The sequence below is a fragment of the Rugamonas brunnea genome, assembly GCF_014042345.1.
Lineage (GTDB): Bacteria > Pseudomonadota > Gammaproteobacteria > Burkholderiales > Burkholderiaceae_D > Rugamonas > Rugamonas brunnea.
The window spans coordinates 1-16,278 of the sequence record NZ_JACEZT010000013.1 but is presented as its reverse complement, the minus strand read 5'-3'; the positions used below and the strand labels follow the sequence as shown (position 1 = coordinate 16,278).

The following is a 16,278-nucleotide window of genomic DNA, read 5'->3' as shown; positions in this document are numbered from 1 at the left end:
CTGACAGCCCAGCTATGACGTCGTTGAACGGTTTCGACACTGGAACGACCCCGGCCGCACGTGCGGACGCGCCCGCGCGCGTGCGCCGGCGCCTCTTGCTGGCGGCCGCCGTGGCCGGCGTCACCGGGCCGGCGCTGCTGGCGCCGGGCGCCGCGTCGGCCCAGGCGGGCGCGCTGGAGCGCCAGGTCAAGGCCGCCTACCTGTACAAGTTCGCCGGTTTCGTCGAATGGCCCGAGGGCAGCTTCGCCCATGCCGACAGCCCGCTGCTGATCGGCGTGGCCGGCGCCGACGCGCTGGCCGACCAGCTCGAACTGACGGTGGCCGGCCGCAATGCCGGCGGCCATCCGCTGCAGGTGAAACGGGTGCGCAAGGGCGATTCCCTGGCCGGGCTGCACATGCTGTTCCTGGGCGCCGTGGACAAGGCGCAGTTGCCGGACTTGCTGGCCACCTGCCAGAACCAGTCCGTGCTGACCGTGTCCGACAGCGAGGAAGTGCATGCGCAGGGCAGCATCATCCATTTCGTCATCGCCGACGACAAGCTGCGCTTCGAAGTGGCGCTCAAGCAGGCGCTGGCCGCGCACATCAAGATCAGCGCGCGCATGCTGTCGGCCGCCTACCGCGTGCAGGGGGCGATATGAGACAGGCCCGCAGCTTGCGCCAGAAACTGCTGGGGGTGGTGCTGCTGACCACACTGGTGGCGCTGCTGGTGTCGGTCGGCACCATCATCGGCTACGACCTGCGGGCATACCACCGCAACATCCTGGCCGACATGAGCACCCAGTCCGAACTGATCGGCCACATGACGTCGGCCGCGCTGGCGTTCGACGACCCGCGCCTGGCCACGGAAAACCTGGCCCTGCTGCGGTTGCGGCCCAAGATCAACGCCGGCGCCATCTACAACGCGCGCGGCCAGTTGTTCGCCACCTACGTGGCGCCGGGCCAGCAGGGCGCGTTCCCGCCCAAGGCCGGGACCGAGGACGGCACGCGCTTCGAGCGGGGCAAGCTGATCCTGTTTAAGCGCATCGTCGACAATGGCGAACTGTTGGGCACAGTCTATCTGCGCGCCGAGTACGAGATGGTGGGGCGCACCGCCGACTACCTGGTGATCGCGTTCGGCGTGACGGCGCTGGCCATGCTGATCGCCTGGCTGGTGCTGGGGCGCCTGAGCCACGTGGTCACCCAGCCCATCCTCGACATCGCCGCCATCGCGCGCGAGGTGGTGGAGACGGGCGATTATTCGCGCCGCGCGCGCAAGCTGTCGGACGACGAGGTGGCGCAACTGGTGGACTCGTTCAACCGCATGCTCAGCGAAATCGAGGCCCGCACCCGGGCGCTCGAATCATCCAACCACGCGCTGGCGGGCGAGGCGGAACAGCGCAGCCTGGCGCAGCAGGAAGTGATGCGGCTGAACGCGGAGCTGGAGCAGCGCGTGCATGAGCGCACCTTGCAGCTGGAAGCCGCCAACGCCGAGCTGGAACGGGCCATGGAGGAGGCGCGCAGCGCCAACCAGGCCAAGACGGCTTTCCTGTCCTCCATGAGCCACGAGCTGCGCACGCCGCTCAACGCCATCCTCGGCTTCGCTCAGATCCTGACCTCCGACAAGCTGCCCTCGACGCTGCCGCAGAAGAAGGAATTCGCCAGCCACATCCTCAAGTCGGGCCGCCACCTGCTGACCCTGATCAACGAGATCCTGGACCTGGCCAAGATCGAATCGGGCGCCGTGGCGCTGTCGCTGGAACCGGTGGCGCTGGACGACATCCTGCACGAGTGCCACACCATGACGGAGCCGCTGGCGGCCCAGCGCAATATCCGCCTGCTGTTCCCGGGCGACTGCCACGCCACCGTCCGGGCCGACCGCACCCGCCTCAAGCAGACCGTGCTCAACCTGCTGTCGAACGCCATCAAGTACAACCGCGATGGCGGCGCCGTGGTGGTCGATTGCGCCATGACGGGCCCGGAGCGGCTGCGCCTGACGGTGCAGGACACCGGCCTCGGCCTGCGGCCCGAGCAGGTGGCCTTGCTGTTCCAGCCGTTCAACCGGCTGGGCCAGGAAGCCGGCGCCGAGGAGGGCACCGGCATCGGGCTGGTGGTGACCAAGCGGCTGGTGGAGCTGATGGGCGGCGCCATCGGGGTGTCCAGCAGCGCCGGCGTGGGCAGCATGTTCTGGATCGAGCTGCCGGCCACCGAACCGTTGGCGCCGCCCCAGGAGGACGAGGCGGCGCGCGCGCTGGCGGGCGTGCCGGCCGGCGGCGAGGGCGGGCAGGTCACGCTGCTGTACGTGGAGGACAACCCGGCCAACCTCAAGCTGGTGGAGGAGATCCTGCGTTACCGGCCCGACGTGCGCCTGTTGTCGGCGCCCGACGGCCACCTGGGCATCGAACTGGCGCGCGCCCACCGGCCGGACCTGATCCTGATGGACATCAACCTGCCCTGCGTGAGCGGCTTCGACGCGCTGCAACTGCTGCGCGCCGATCCGGCCACGGCCCACATCCCCGTGATCGCGCTGACGGCCAACGCCATGCCGCGCGACGTGGAGAAGGGGCTGGCGATGGGCTTTTTCCGTTACCTCGTCAAGCCCATCAACATTGAAGAATTCACCGAGGCGATCAACGCCACGCTGGCCCACCTGGCCAGCCGGCGCGCCCTGGCCAAGGCGGCGGAGCGCACATGATCAGCCAAGACGACATCCTGCGGGCGAAAATCCTCATCGTCGACGACCAGCCGGTCAACATCCAGCTGCTCGAATTCCTGTTGTCGAGCAGCGGCTACCAGGCCGTCAGCGCCACCGGCGACCCGACGCAGGTGGCGCCCTGGCACGCCGAGCACCGCTACGACCTGATCATCCTCGACCTGCACATGCCGCACATGAGCGGCTTCGAGGTGATGGAGGCGCTCAAGCCGCTGGAGACGGAAGCCTACCTGCCGGTGCTGGTGGTGACGGCCGAACCGGACAAGAAGCTGGCCGCGCTGGAAGCCGGCGCGCGCGACTTCGTCAGCAAGCCGTTCGACCCGGTGGAGGTGCTGACCCGCATCCGCAACATGCTGGAGGTGCGCCTGCTGCACCGCGAGGCGCGCGACTACAACGCCCGCCTGGAGCAGACCGTGCGCGAGCGCACCGCCGAGTTGCAGCGCTTCCGCAGCGCCATGGACGCCACGGCCGACGCCATCTTCCTGCTCGACGCCCACAGCCTGGACCTGCTGGACGTGAACGACGGCGCCTGCCGCATGCTCGGCTACGAGCGCGACGCGCTGCTGGCGCAGACGCCGCAGCGGCTGGCGCTGGGCACGCCCGAGGCGCTGCGCGAGCAGGCCGCGCGGCTGGCCGGCCAGGCCGGCGCCGTGGCCGGCGCGGCGGCGTCGCGCGCGCCGGAGCTGGCCGAGATCGAACTGGCGCGCTACGACCAGGCCAAGGTGCCGGCCGAGATCTACTGGCAGTTGCAGCCGGGCGCCGCGCCGGGCCAGGCGCCCGTGCTGCTGGGGGTGGCGCGCGACATCAGCGAGCGCCGCCAGGCCCAGGAACGGCTGCGCCACATGGCCCGCTACGACAGCCTGACGGGCCTGCCCAACCGCAGCCTGTTCTTCCAGACCCTGGCCGAATCGATCGAGCTGGCGCAGGACAAGGAATGGCGCATCGTGGTGCTGTTCATCGCGCTCGACCGCTTCAAGAACATCAACGATTCGCTGGGCGCGGCGCTGGGCGACGAACTGCTGCGCCAGTTCAGCAACCGGCTGGTGCAGTGCGTGCGCATCCGCGACACGGTGGGCCGCCTCGGCGGCGACGAGTTCGGCCTGATCCTGACCATGACGCGCGACCAGCAGGACGCCGTCTACGTGGCCAACGAAGTGCGCGAGGCGCTGCGCGCGCCGTTCGAGCTGGGCGAACACCACCCCACGCTGACGGCCAGCATCGGCATCGCCATGTACCCGGACGACGCCACCGACCCGGAAACCCTGGTCAACTACGCCGACACGGCCATGAACCGGGCCAAGGAGGCCGGGCGCGACGGCTACCGCTTCTTCACGGCCGGCATGAACGTGCAGGTGCTGGCGCGGCTGGACCTGGAGATGGCGCTGCGGCGCGCGCTCGACAACGACGAGCTGGTGCTGTATTTCCAGCCCAAGGTCAACCTGCACACGGGCGCCATCAGCGGCGCGGAAGCCCTGCTGCGCTGGCAGCGGCCCGGCTACGGCCTGGTGTTCCCGGCCGAATTCGTGCCGGTGCTGGAGGACACGGGCCTGATCGTGCGGGTCGGCGCCTGGATCATCGACACGGCCTGCCGCCAGATCGCGGCCTGGGCGCGCGCGGGCGCGGGCGCCGTGCACGTGGCGGTGAACGTGTCGAGCCGCCAGTTCGTCGAGGGCGACCTGGAACAGGAGGTGCGCACGGCGCTGGAGCGCTACAAGGTGCCGCCCGAACTGCTGGAACTGGAGCTGACGGAGACGGCCCTGATGTCGAACGCCGAGCGCACCATCGTCGTGCTGTCCAACCTGCGGGAACTGGGAGTGCAGGTGGCGATCGACGATTTCGGCACCGGTTATTCCAGCCTGGCCTATTTGCAGCGCTTCCCGATCGACAAGCTCAAGATCGACATCGCCTTCGTGCGCGACATCACCACCAATCCCAACGACGCGGCCATCGCGCTGGCCATCATCAGCATGGCGCACAGCCTCAAGCTGCGGGTGATCGCCGAAGGGGTGGAGTCGCGCTCCCAGCTCGAATACCTGCGCCGCAACCGTTGCGACGAGATGCAGGGCTTCTTCTTCAGCCGTCCGCTGCCGGCCGACGAGATGGGCGCGCTGGTGGAGGCGGGCAAGGGCTTGCCGCCCGAAGCGGGCGGACAGGATACGCCGGCCCAGACTTTGCTGATCGTGGACGACGACGTCAATGTGCTGTCGTCGCTGCACCGGCTGTTCCGGCGCGACGGCTACCAGATCCTGACGGCCGTGTCGCCGGCCGAAGGGTTTGAACTGCTGGCGCTGCACCCGGTGCAGGTGATCCTGTGCGACCAGCGCATGCCCATCATGAGCGGCACGGAATTTCTCAGCAAGGTCAAGGAGATGTACCCGGACACGATACGCATCATCCTGTCCGGCTACACGGGGCTGGAGGCGGTGCTCGATTCGATCAACCGCGGCGCCATCTACCGCTTCTACACCAAGCCGTGGGACGACATCCAGTTGCGCGACAACATCCGGCTGGCCTTCCACCACTACTGGCTGATGCACGGCACCGGCCGCCGCGTGGGGCTGCCGGACGAGGACCACACGGCGTTGTGAAATTAAGAAGTGAAGTGGTCGAAGCTGGACAGTTTCAAGTCGAGCGCGTGGCCGGCCGCGTCCACCAGCCGCAGTCCCGGTTCCGCCTCGATGCGCCCGACCCGCGTGACGGGCGTGGCCACGCTGCCGGCCGCCGCCAGCACCGCCGCGCGCGCGCTGGCCGGGGCCGTGAAGCACAGCTCGTAATCGTCGCCGCCGGCGGCCGTGTAGGCGCGGCGCAGGGCCGTGTCGCGCGTGGCCAGCACGTCGCCGGCCGGCAGCGCGTCCACGTCCAGCGTGGCGCCCACGCGCGAGCGGGCCAGGATGTGGCCCAGGTCGCCCACCAGGCCGTCGGAGATGTCAATCGCCGCGTGCGCCACGCGCTGTTGGGCCAGCAGCATGCCCAGTTCCACGCGCGGCGTGGGCGCATGCATGCGCACGGCGGCCGCGCGCAGGCTGGCCTCGTCCAGCGGCACCTCGTTCAGGTAGCCGGCCAGCGCCAGGCGCGCGTCGCCCAAGGTGCCCGAGATCCAGATGTCGTCGCCGACCTTGGCCGCGTCGCGCCGCAGCGCGTGGCCCGGCTGCAGTTCGCCGAACACGGTGATGCAGATGTTGAGCGGGCCCTTGGTGGTGTCGCCGCCGATCAGTTCGCAATCGTGGGCGTCGGCCAGCGCGAACAGGCCGGTGGAGAAACCGTGCAGCCAGTCGCGCTCGGCCGCCGGCAGCGCCAGCGCCAGCGTGCAGGCCACGGGACGCGCACCCATGGCCGCCAGGTCCGACAGGTTCACGGCCAGGCACTTGTGGCCCAGCTGGACCGGCTCGGCGCCGGCGAAGAAGTGGCGGCCCTCGACCAGCATGTCGGACGAGATGGCCATCTGCATGCCGGGCGTGGGGGTGAGCAGGGCGCAATCGTCGCCGATGCCCAGCGTGGCGCGGGCGGGACGGTCGCGGTTGAAATAGTGCTTGATCAGGTCGAATTCGGAGAGCATGGCGCTATTGTACCGAAGCGTGGAGGGGGCCGGCGCGGGCCGATTGTTACTTAATGATATGCAATTTCCGTTCGCAACGTATCATTTACATACAAAATGGTTATAACAGTTGGTGAAAATACCTACTTAATTGAAAGAATGGGTCTGATAAAATCGGAAGCTTTCCGATCGAACATACAGGAAGGCTGCACAGCATGGATTCGTCATCTGATCAAAAAGAGGAACTTCGCCAACAACTGCGCCTTGCCGCACTTGAGTATCACGAGATACCACGCCCCGGCAAAATCAGCGTCACCCCCACCAAGCAACTGACCAACCAGCGCGACCTGGCGCTGGCGTATTCGCCCGGGGTGGCGGCGCCGTGCGAAGAGATCGTTGTCGATCCGGCCAACGCCTACAAGTACACGGCGCGCGGCAACCTGGTGGCCGTGATCACCAACGGCACCGCCGTGCTGGGCCTGGGCAACATCGGCCCGCTGGCCGCCAAGCCCGTGATGGAAGGCAAGGGCGTGCTGTTCAAGAAGTTCGCCGGCATCGACGTGTTCGACATCGAGATCAACGAGTCCGACCCCGACAAGCTGTGCGACATCATCGCCGCGCTAGAACCGACCTTCGGCGGCGTGAACCTGGAAGACATCAAGGCGCCAGAGTGCTTCTACATCGAGCGCCAGCTGCGCGACCGCATGAAGATCCCCGTGTTCCACGACGACCAGCACGGCACCGCCATCATCGTCGGCGCGGCCATCCTCAACGGTATTAAAGTTGTCGGCAAGAATATCAAGGATTGCAAACTGGTGGTGTCGGGCGCCGGCGCCGCCGCGCTGGCCTGCCTGGACCTGATCGTCGACCTCGGCTTCCCGCTGGAGAACATCTTCGTCACCGACCTGGCCGGCGTGGTCTACAAGGGCCGCACCGAACTGATGGACCCGGACAAGGAACGCTTCGCGCGCGACACCACGGCCCGCACCCTGGCCGAAGTGATCCCCGGCGCCGACATCTTCCTCGGCGTGTCGGCCGGCGGCGTGCTGAAACCGGACATGGTGCGCCAGATGGCCGCCAAGCCCCTGATCCTGGCGCTGGCCAACCCGACCCCGGAAATCCTGCCGGAGGAAGTGAAGGCCGTGCGCGATGACGCCGTGATCTGCACCGGCCGTTCGGACTACCCGAACCAGGTCAACAACGTGCTGTGCTTCCCCTACATCTTCCGCGGCGCCCTCGATTGCGGCGCCACCACCATCACGCGTGAGATGGAGATCGCCGTGGTGCACGCGATCGCCGAGCTGGCCCATGCCGAGCAGAGCGACATCGTGGCCACCACCTACGGCATCAGCAACCTGTCGTTCGGCCCTGAATACCTGATCCCGATGCCGTTCGATCCGCGCCTGCTGATCCAGATCGCCCCGGCCGTGGCCAAGGCGGCCGAGCAGTCCGGCGTGGCGACCCGCCCGATCAAGGACTTGCAAGCCTACGCCGACAGCCTGCAGCAGTTCGTGTACCGCAGCGGCACCTTCATGAAGCCGCTGTTCCAGGTGGCCAAGAACACGCACGCCGACCTCAAGCGCATCGTCTACGCCGAGGGCGAGGAAGAGCGCATCCTGCGCGCCGTGCAGGTGGTGGTCGACGAGCGCCTGGCGCGCCCGATCCTGGTGGGCCGTCCGGCCGTGCTCGAATCGCGGATCCAGAAGTTCGGCCTGCGCATCAAGCAGGGCGTGCACTTCGACGTGATCAACCCCGATTTCGACGAGCGTTACCGCGATTACTGGAAGTCGTATTACGAGCTGACCGCGCGCAAGGGCGTGACCCAGGAATACGCCAAGCTGGAAATGCGCCGCCGCCATACGCTGATCGGCTCCATGATGATCGCCAAGGGCGACGCCGACGGCATGATCTGCGGCACCTTCGGCACCACCGACCTGCACCTGAAGTACATCGACCAGGTGCTGGGCAAGCGGGCCGGCGCCAAGGTGTACGCGGCCATGAACGTGCTGATCCTGCCCGAGCGCCAGCTGGTGATGGTCGACACCCACGTCAACGAGAACCCGAACGCCGAGCAGCTGGCCGAGATCACCATCATGGCCGCCGATGAGATGGTGCGCTTCGGCCTGTCGCCGCGGGCGGCGCTGCTGTCGCACTCGAACTTCGGCTCGTCCAACAGCGAATCGGCGCAGAAGATGCGGGCCGCGCTGGCCATCATCAAGGAACGGGCGCCGGAGCTGGAAATCGACGGCGAGATGCACGGCGACACGGCGCTCGACTCCAAGCTGCGCGCCAAGATCATGCCCGGCTCCAACCTGGACCATGACGCCAACCTGCTGGTCATGCCCAACATCGACGCCGCCAATATCGCCTACAACCTGGTCAAGACGGCGGCCGGCAACGGCATCGCCGTGGGCCCGATCCTGCTCGGCTGCGCCCGTCCGGTGCACATCCTCACGCCGTCGGCCACGGTGCGCCGCATCGTCAACATGACGGCCCTGTGCGTGGTGGACGCGGTGGCCGAACGCAAGAACTGATCGGCCTCCGCTCCCTAAACCGGGGTCAGGTCATGCCGTCAGGCAAGTCGCAGTGTGGCTTGCCTGACGGAATGACCTGACCCCGGTGTGCTTTTTGATGCTAAAAATTGCTCTGTAACAAGATGTAAGTGTTGTAATCGACATAATTGGTGAGAAGTGCGCCACAGACCCTCTGTTACAATACCGGGTTGTTCGAGGGCGAGCATGTCCTCCCGCCATTCCCAGCATCGGATCTCAATATCATGCACAACACGAAGAAAGCGCTCATCACGGGCATTACCGGCCAGGACGGCGCCTATCTGGCAGAATTGCTGCTGGAGAAGGGGTATGAAGTCACGGGCACCTACCGCCGCACCAGCTCCGTCAACTTCTGGCGCATCGAGGAACTGGGCATCGCCGCCCATCCCAAGCTCAAGCTGGTCGAGTACGACCTGACCGACCTCGGTTCCAGCATCCGCCTGCTGCAGAACGTGGCGCCGGACGAGATCTACAACCTGGCCGCGCAAAGCTTCGTCGGCGTGTCGTTCGAGCAGCCCGTGACGACGGCCGAGATCACCGGCATCGGTCCCGTCAACCTGCTGGAGGCGATCCGCATCGTCAACCCGAAGATCCGCTTCTACCAGGCGTCGACCTCGGAGATGTTCGGCAAGGTGCAAGCCATCCCGCAGAAAGAGGACACCCCGTTCTATCCGCGCAGCCCGTATGGCGTGGCCAAGCTGTATGCGCACTGGATGACGGTCAACTACCGCGAGTCGTACGGCATCTTCGGCAGCTCGGGCATCCTGTTCAACCACGAGTCGCCGCTGCGCGGCCGTGAATTCGTCACCCGCAAGATCACGGACGCGGTGGCCAAGATCAAGCTGGGCAAGCTCGACGTGCTGGAACTGGGCAACCTGGACGCCAAGCGCGACTGGGGCTACGCCAAGGAATACGTGGAAGGCATGTGGCGCATCCTGCAGGCCGACCAGCCGGGCACCTATGTGCTGGCCACCAACCGCACGGAAACCGTGCGCGACTTCGTCACCATGGCCTTCAAGGCCATCGACGTGGCCATCGAATGGCAGGGCACGGCCGACCACGAGACGGGCCACTGCAGCCGCACCGGCAAGGTGCTGGTCAAGGTCAGCCCCAAGTTCTATCGTCCGGCCGAAGTGGAGCTGCTGATCGGCGACCCGACCAAGGCCGTCACGGAACTGGGCTGGAAGCCGCAGACCACGCTGGAGCAGCTGTGCCAGATGATGGTCGAGGCCGACCTGCGCCGCAACGCGGCCGGCTTCTCGTTCTAAGCGCGCGCCATGGCGACCGCACCGCTGGCCCTGATGGCCGCCGCGCAGGAAGGCGCCGGCAAGCGCGCCCTGGTCACCGGCCTGGCCGGCTTCACGGGCCGCTACCTGGAGCAGGAACTGCGCGCGGCCGGCTATGAGGTGCATGGCACCACCACGCCGGGCCACCCGGCCGCTCCCGGTTTGTACCCGGTCGACCTGACCGACCGCGCCGCCGTGGCGGCCATGGTGCAACAGGTGCAGCCGGATGTGGTGGCCCACCTGGCCGGCATCGCCTTCGTCGGCCATGCCGACGTCGAGCAGTTCTACCGCGTCAATGTGGTCGGCACGCGCCACCTGCTGGAAGCGCTGGCCGGGCTGGCGCGCAAGCCGTCGGCCGTGCTGCTGGCGTCCAGCGCCAATATCTACGGCAACACCAGCGTGCCCGTCATCGACGAGAACGTGGCGGCCGCGCCGGCCAACGATTACGCCGTCAGCAAGCTGGCCATGGAGTACATGGCCCGCCTGTGGCAGGACAAGCTGCCCCTGATCATCACCCGGCCGTTCAACTACACGGGCGTGGGCCAGCACGAGAACTTCCTGCTGCCCAAGATCGTCGGCCACTTCCGCCGCCGCGCCACCGACATCGAACTGGGCAACCTGCACGTGTGGCGCGATTTTTCCGACGTGCGCATGGTGGCGGCCAGCTACCGCGCGCTGCTGGCGGCGGCGCCGGCCGGCCAGACCTTCAACATCTGCTCCGGCCGCGCCCATTCGCTGGGCGAGGCGCTGGACATGATGGCCGACATCGCCGGCTACCGCATCAACGTGCATGTCAACCCGGCCTTCGTGCGCGCCAACGAGGTGGAACGGCTGACGGGCGATAATGCCCGCCTGGCCGCCGTGGTGGGCGCGCTGGCGCCGCCGCCGCTGGCCGACACGCTGCGCTGGATGTACGAGGCGTGAGCGCGCTGCGCATCGGCCTGTCCACCACCACGATGGAGCCCGAGCTGACGGGCGGCCGCCTGGATGGCATCGGCGTCTACACCCAGGCCTTGCTGGCCAACCTGCCGGGGGCCGGCTGCGTGGTGCAGCCGCTGTCGTTCGCGCCACCGGGCGCGCCCGAGCGCCTGCGCGTGGGACGGGCCTTGCCGCTGTCGTTCACGCTGGCCACCATCGGCGACCTGATCCTGCCGTCGAGCGCCCGGCTGGCCGTGCGCGACCTGGGGCCGGACGGCCAGCCGCTGGACCTGTACCACGCCACCGACTACCGCATTGTGCGCATGGATTGCCCGGTGGTGGCCACGCTGCACGACGCGCTGCCGATCGCCCATCCGGAATGGTGCAGCCCGCGCCTGCGCGGCCTGAAGAACTGGCTGCAGGCCAAGGCCGCCCGCAAGGCCGACCATGTGATCACCGGCTCGCAGTACTCGGTGCGCGAGCTGGTCGAGTGCTTCGGCGTGGACGAGCGCCGCATCAGCGTGGTGTACCACGGCGTCGATCCATGCTGGTTCGACGCGCCCGACGCGGCCGACGTGGCCGCCACACTGACGCGCCATGGCCTGCGGCCCGGCTACTTCCTCACCGTCGGCACCCTGCAGCCGCGCAAGAACATCGAGCGCCTGCTGCAAGCCTACCTGGCGCTGCCGCCCGTGGTGCGCGCGGCGCGCCAGCTGGTGATCGTGGGCGCGCCCGGCTGGCGCAGCGAGGAGCTGGTGCGCCGCATCGAGGCGGCCCGCCAGCAGGGCGAGAACGTGTGCTGGCTGTCGGCTGTGACCGAACATGCCGAGCTGCGCCAGCTGTACGCGGGCAGCGGCGCCTTCGTGTTCCCGTCGCTGTACGAAGGTTTTGGCCTGCCGGTGCTGGAGGCGTTCGCCAGCGGCGTGCCGGTGGTGGCGTCGAACGCGACCTCGCTGCCCGAGGCCTGCCAGGGCGCGGCGCTGGAAGCGGATCCGCTGTCGGTGCCCGAATGGACGGCCGCCATGCACACCATCGTGCGCGACGAGGCATTGCGCACGCGCCTGGTCGCGGCCGGCCAGCGTCGCGCGCTGCAACTGACCTGGGCCGAGACGGCGCGCCGTACGGTGGCCGTCTACCAATCCATCCTTACCCAGTGACGCGCGAGCGTCCGATTCCCCATGCGCGTGCTTCATTTCTACAAGACCTATTACCCCGACACGTGGGGCGGCATCGAGCAGGTGATCCGCCAGCTGTGCGTGGGCACCGGCCGGCTGGGCGTGCGCAACGAGGTGCTGACGCTGACCCGCCAGCCCGAGCCGGCCGAACTGGCGTTCGAAGGCCACCAGGTGCACCGCGTACCGCTCGATTTCGAGATCGCCTCCACCGGTTTCTCGGTGTCGGCCATCCGCAAGCTGGCGCGGCTGGCGCGCCAGGCCGACGTGATCCATTACCATTTCCCATGGCCGTTCATGGACCTGGCCCATTTCCTGGCGCGGGTCGATAAACCGAGCGTGGTGACCTACCATTCGGACATCGTGCGCCAGAAGAACCTGCTGCGGCTGTACACGCCGCTCAAGCGCGGCTTCCTGCGCAGCGTGGACGCGATCGTGGCCACCTCGCCCAACTACCTGGCCTCGTCGCCCGTGCTGAGCCGCTACCAGCACAAGACCCACACCATCACCTATGGCCTGGACCAGGCCATCTATCCGGAGCCGTCCCAGGCCACGCGCGACAAGTGGCGTGCCAGGTGCGGCGAGCGCTTCTTCCTGTTCGTCGGCGTGCTGCGCTATTACAAGGGCTTGCACATCCTGCTCGACGCCATGGCCAGCGTCGACTACCCGGTGGTGATCGTGGGCGCCGGGCCCATCGAGCAGGAGCTCAAGGCCCATGCGGCGCGCCTGGGCCTGCACCACGTGCAGTTCGTGGGCGCGCTGGACGAGGAGGACAAGGTGGCGCTGCTGCAGCTGTGCTACGCGATGGTGTTCCCGTCCCACCTGCGCTCGGAAGCGTTCGGCATCTCGCTGCTGGAAGGGGCCATGTACGGCAAGCCCATGATCTCGAGCGAGATCGGCACCGGCACCACTTACATCAACATCGACCAGGAGACCGGGCTGGTGGTGCCGCCCAACGATCCGCCCGCGTTCGGGGCCGCCATGCGCACCCTGTGGGAGCAGCCGGAACTGGCCGCCGCCATGGGCCGGCGCGCCGCGGAGCGCTACCACGCCCTGTTTACGGCCGAGCGGATGGCGGCCAACTACGCGGCCCTGTACCACGAGGTGGTGGCGGCGCGCGCGCGCTGATTTTCTGGTCGTGGCTTGATCTGGCGCAAACCATTGCGGCGGGCTGGCGCTACCATGGCGCTGGACTCTCTGCCCCCGTTTCCGGTCCGTAACACCGATCTTCCCAGTTATCGACGGTTTCATGCGACGCAACGACGGTGCGGGTGGCGAGAGTTCACCGCCGCGCCGCCGTTTGCGCCCGCCGCCCCATCCGGGTTACCATGGCGGCGCGCCCCGGCATTCCCGCCGCCGGGCGCTCCACCGAAAGGGCGGCCCTTCCGTGACGCACGCATACCCGCTGGCAGCACCCTGTCGCGCCGTCCGGCCATGAACGGCGTCCCCACCGTTTCCGTCTGCATCCCCACCTACCGTGGCGCGGCCCTGCTGGGCCAGGCCATCGATTCGGTGCTGGCCCAGCACTACACCGATTTCGAACTGCTCATCATCGACAACCATTCCGGGGACGGCACCGACCAGCTGGTGGCCAGCTACACCGATCCGCGCATCCGCTACCTGTGCAACGCGCGCAACCTGGGCGCCGAGGCGAACTGGAACCGTTGCCTGGACGAGGCGCGCGGGCGCTACATCAAGCTGCTGCCGCACGACGACCTGATCGCGCCCGACTGCCTGGCGCGCCAGGTCGAGGTGCTCGAGCGCGACCAGGCGCAGGCGATCGCGCTGGTCTATTGCGCGCGCACCGTGATCGACGCGGGCGGGCGCGCCGTGATGGTGCGCGGCGGCGCGCGCCGCGGCGGCGTGGTCGCGGGGCCGGCGCTGGTGCGGCGCTGCCTGCGCCGGGGCACCAACCTGATCGGCGAACCGGGCGCGGTGTTGTTCCGGCGCCAGCTGGCGCGCACGGTCGGCCCGTTCGACGCCAGCCTGCCCTACGTGGTGGACCTCGATTACTGGTGCCGCCTGCTGCGCCATGGCGACGCCTGCCACCTGCCGCAACCGCTGGCGTCGTTCCGGCTGTCGCGCGCGGCGTGGAGCGTGGCGCTGGAGCGGCGCCAGGGCGCCGACTTCCGCCGTTTCATGGACCGGCTGGCGGCCGACCCCCGTTATGCGCTGGGCCCGGCCGGCACGCTGGCCGGGCGCCTGATGGCGAGCCTGAACGGCGGCCTGCGGCTGGCGTTCTACCGTTTGTTGCTGGATTGAGGCCGATATGACGACGGCCTCTTGCGGCGGGCGCGGAAAGTGGTCACCATGAGCGCGTGGTCGCGCGCGGCGCCGGCCCTGCGCGCGCTGTGGACGGGCCTGTGGCGGCGGCGCTGGTTCCGCTTCGGCCTGGCCGGCGCGCTTAACACCGCGTTCGGCTATGGCGCCTACGCGCTGCTGCTGGCGCTGGGCCTGCATTACGCGCTGGCCAACCTGGGCGCGCTGGCGCTGGCCGTGTGCTTCAGCTTCCGCACCCATGCCACGCTGGTGTTCGGCCATGGGGCCGGCCGCGCGCACGGCCCGCGGTCCGGCCCGCTGTTTGGGCCGCTGTTTATCCGTTATGTGCTGGGCTGGCTGGTGCTGTACGCGGTCAACGTGGCGGCCATCGCCGTGCTGCTGCGGGCCGGGCTGGGGGCCTACGCGGCCGGCGCGCTCTGGCTGGCGCCGCAGGCCGTGCTGTCCTACCTGATGCAGCGCCATGTCGTGTTTCGCCGCACCGTCAATGCTATGGAGACCAGATGAGCGTCACGCTTGCCATCGTCGTGCCCTGCTACAACGAACAGGAGATGCTGCCCGAGGCGAGCCTGCGCCTGCTGGCCTTGCTGGACCGCTTGTGCGCGGCCGGCCAGGCCAGCGCCGACAGCGCCGTGTATTTCGTCGACGATGGCAGCGCCGACCGCACCTGGGCCCTGATCGAGGCCGAGCGCGCGCGCGACGCGCGCGTGCATGGCGTCAAGCTGTCGCGCAACTGCGGCCACCAGCGCGCGCTGCTGGCCGGGCTGTCCGTAGCCCGGGGCGACGCCGTGGTGACCATCGACGCCGACCTGCAGGACGATCCCGAGGCGATCAGCGCCATGCTGGTCCACCACGCGCAGGGCTGCGACATCGTGTACGGCGTGCGGCGCGACCGCGGCAGCGACAGCGCCTTCAAGCGCGGCACGGCGCGCGCCTATTACCGGCTGCTGCGCCTGCTGGGGGTGGAGGTGGTGCACGACCACGCCGATTACCGCCTGATGAGCCGGCGCGCCGTGGACCACCTGCTCGACTACGCGGAAGTGAATGTGTACCTGCGCGGCATCCTGCCGCTGCTGGGGCTGCGCAGCGCCGTGGTCCATTACGACCGCGCGGCGCGCCACGCCGGCACCAGCAAGTATCCGCTGGTGCGCATGCTGGCGCTGGCGGCCGACGGCGTGACCTCGTTCAGCGTGGCGCCGCTGCGCGCGATCGCGCTGATGGGCCTGATCGTGTTCGTGCTCAGCTTCGCGATGGTGGGGTGGGTCTTGTACGGCAAGTGGTTCCTCAACACGGAAATCCCGGGCTGGGCCTCGTCCGTCATCCCCATCTATTTCCTCGGCGGCACCCAGTTGCTGAGCATCGGCGTGCTGGGCGAGTACGTGGCCAAGATGTACCTGGAGACCAAGCGCCGGCCGCGCTTTTTCATCGAAACGGTGCTATGAGCGCCGCCGGCGAGCGCGCGTACCAGCCATTGCCAGGACGTGACGGTGCCGTTTCGGGCATCGCGCCATCCTGGCCATGGCCGTCGCTGGCGCTGGCTGCGCTGCTGACTGTTCTGCTGGGGACGCTTGCGCAGTTTCGCTTGCCCATGAACCACGACGTGGCCTGGCTGCTGGCGCTGTCCGGCCGCGTGCTCGAGGGGGCGCGGCTGTACGTCGATTACCCGGAAGTCAACCCGCCACTGATCGTATGGCTGAACCTTCCCGTCGCGTGGGCCGCCGGCCAGACGGGGCTGGCGCCGGCCACCGTGTTCCGGCTGGCGGTGGTGGCACTGGCCGGCATCGCGCTGGGCGCCGGCGCGGCCCTGTCGCGCGGGCGGCACGCGGGCGGGGGCGGGGCCGGGGCGGCC

General features: G+C 68.5%; 13 protein-coding genes. 12 read left to right on the top strand and 1 reads right to left on the bottom strand.

The window, feature by feature from the left end:
• Window positions 1-14: 14 nt before the first annotated feature.
• The 3 genes from H3H37_RS18345 to H3H37_RS18335 are packed head-to-tail and all read left to right on the top strand — an operon-like array spanning window position 15 to window position 5,277.
• The gene (locus H3H37_RS18345) at window positions 15-638 is read left to right on the top strand and encodes a TOL_0243 family YfiR-like periplasmic protein (RefSeq protein WP_182165158.1); all 624 of its coding nucleotides are present in this window, start codon (window positions 15-17) and stop codon (window positions 636-638) included.
• Window positions 635-2,671: a sensor histidine kinase, YfiR-like protein-associated gene (locus H3H37_RS18340; protein WP_182165155.1), complete on the top strand. Its 2,037-nt coding sequence runs from the start codon at window positions 635-637 to the stop codon at window positions 2,669-2,671. The genes H3H37_RS18345 and H3H37_RS18340 overlap by 4 nt, the downstream gene beginning before the upstream one ends.
• Window positions 2,668-5,277: an EAL domain-containing protein gene (locus tag H3H37_RS18335; protein ID WP_182165153.1), complete on the top strand. Its 2,610-nt coding sequence runs from the start codon at window positions 2,668-2,670 to the stop codon at window positions 5,275-5,277. The genes H3H37_RS18340 and H3H37_RS18335 overlap by 4 nt, the downstream gene beginning before the upstream one ends.
• Before the next feature lie 2 nt (window positions 5,278-5,279).
• Here the strand turns inward: H3H37_RS18335 and thiL are convergent, their stop codons facing one another.
• Window positions 5,280-6,245 (bottom strand): thiamine-phosphate kinase, encoded by a 966-nt coding sequence (thiL, locus tag H3H37_RS18330; protein ID WP_182165151.1) that lies wholly within the window; start codon window positions 6,243-6,245, stop codon window positions 5,280-5,282.
• A 194-nt stretch (window positions 6,246-6,439) separates the two neighbouring features.
• Here thiL and H3H37_RS18325 point away from each other — a divergent pair, with 194 nt between their 5' ends.
• The 9 genes from H3H37_RS18325 to H3H37_RS18285 all read left to right on the top strand — a co-directional run.
• Entirely contained in the window at window positions 6,440-8,758 is a 2,319-nt protein-coding gene (locus H3H37_RS18325) for an NADP-dependent malic enzyme (RefSeq protein ID WP_182165149.1), read from the top strand.
• A 242-nt stretch (window positions 8,759-9,000) separates the two neighbouring features.
• Window positions 9,001-10,044 (top strand): GDP-mannose 4,6-dehydratase, encoded by a 1,044-nt coding sequence (gmd, locus tag H3H37_RS18320; protein ID WP_182165147.1) that lies wholly within the window; start codon window positions 9,001-9,003, stop codon window positions 10,042-10,044.
• A gap of 33 nt (window positions 10,045-10,077) precedes the next feature.
• A complete protein-coding gene (locus tag H3H37_RS18315) occupies window positions 10,078-10,986 on the top strand; it encodes a GDP-mannose 4,6-dehydratase (protein WP_182165438.1) in 909 nt (302 codons plus the stop codon).
• The gene (locus H3H37_RS18310; RefSeq protein ID WP_311197548.1) at window positions 10,983-12,137 is read left to right on the top strand and encodes a glycosyltransferase family 4 protein; all 1,155 of its coding nucleotides are present in this window, start codon (window positions 10,983-10,985) and stop codon (window positions 12,135-12,137) included. Before H3H37_RS18315 ends, H3H37_RS18310 begins: the two co-directional genes overlap by 4 nt.
• A 21-nt stretch (window positions 12,138-12,158) precedes the next feature.
• Entirely contained in the window at window positions 12,159-13,280 is a 1,122-nt protein-coding gene (locus tag H3H37_RS18305) for a glycosyltransferase family 4 protein (protein ID WP_182165145.1), read from the top strand.
• Window positions 13,281-13,586: 306 nt separating this feature from the next.
• On the top strand, window positions 13,587-14,414 hold the full coding sequence (locus H3H37_RS18300; protein WP_182165143.1) for a glycosyltransferase family 2 protein: 828 nt from the start codon (window positions 13,587-13,589) through the stop codon (window positions 14,412-14,414).
• A gap of 48 nt (window positions 14,415-14,462) precedes the next feature.
• Complete coding sequence (locus tag H3H37_RS18295; protein WP_182165141.1) at window positions 14,463-14,936, top strand: GtrA family protein; 474 nt, start codon at window positions 14,463-14,465, stop codon at window positions 14,934-14,936.
• Window positions 14,933-15,871, top strand: a complete 939-nt coding sequence (locus tag H3H37_RS18290; RefSeq protein WP_182165139.1) for a glycosyltransferase family 2 protein — start codon at window positions 14,933-14,935, stop codon at window positions 15,869-15,871. Before H3H37_RS18295 ends, H3H37_RS18290 begins: the two co-directional genes overlap by 4 nt.
• A gap of 146 nt (window positions 15,872-16,017) precedes the next feature.
• A partial coding sequence (locus tag H3H37_RS18285) for a hypothetical protein (protein ID WP_220456499.1) occupies window positions 16,018-16,278 on the top strand: 261 nt, incomplete at its 3' end.

What these genes read in the sequence shown, in the direction of transcription:
- H3H37_RS18340 (WP_182165155.1), top strand. Translation starts at nt 635, where the DNA reads ATGAGACAGGCCCGCAGCTTGCGCCAGAAACTGCTGGGGGTGGTGCTG.
- H3H37_RS18315 (WP_182165438.1), top strand. Translation starts at nt 10,078, where the DNA reads ATGGCCGCCGCGCAGGAAGGCGCCGGCAAGCGCGCCCTGGTCACCGGC.
- thiL (WP_182165151.1), bottom strand. Translation starts at nt 6,245, where the DNA reads ATGCTCTCCGAATTCGACCTGATCAAGCACTATTTCAACCGCGACCGT.
- H3H37_RS18300 (WP_182165143.1), top strand. Translation starts at nt 13,587, where the DNA reads ATGAACGGCGTCCCCACCGTTTCCGTCTGCATCCCCACCTACCGTGGC.
- H3H37_RS18335 (WP_182165153.1), top strand. Translation starts at nt 2,668, where the DNA reads ATGATCAGCCAAGACGACATCCTGCGGGCGAAAATCCTCATCGTCGAC.
- H3H37_RS18345 (WP_182165158.1), top strand. Translation starts at nt 15, where the DNA reads ATGACGTCGTTGAACGGTTTCGACACTGGAACGACCCCGGCCGCACGT.
- H3H37_RS18290 (WP_182165139.1), top strand. Translation starts at nt 14,933, where the DNA reads ATGAGCGTCACGCTTGCCATCGTCGTGCCCTGCTACAACGAACAGGAG.
- H3H37_RS18325 (WP_182165149.1), top strand. Translation starts at nt 6,440, where the DNA reads ATGGATTCGTCATCTGATCAAAAAGAGGAACTTCGCCAACAACTGCGC.
- H3H37_RS18295 (WP_182165141.1), top strand. Translation starts at nt 14,463, where the DNA reads ATGAGCGCGTGGTCGCGCGCGGCGCCGGCCCTGCGCGCGCTGTGGACG.
- gmd (WP_182165147.1), top strand. Translation starts at nt 9,001, where the DNA reads ATGCACAACACGAAGAAAGCGCTCATCACGGGCATTACCGGCCAGGAC.
- H3H37_RS18305 (WP_182165145.1), top strand. Translation starts at nt 12,159, where the DNA reads ATGCGCGTGCTTCATTTCTACAAGACCTATTACCCCGACACGTGGGGC.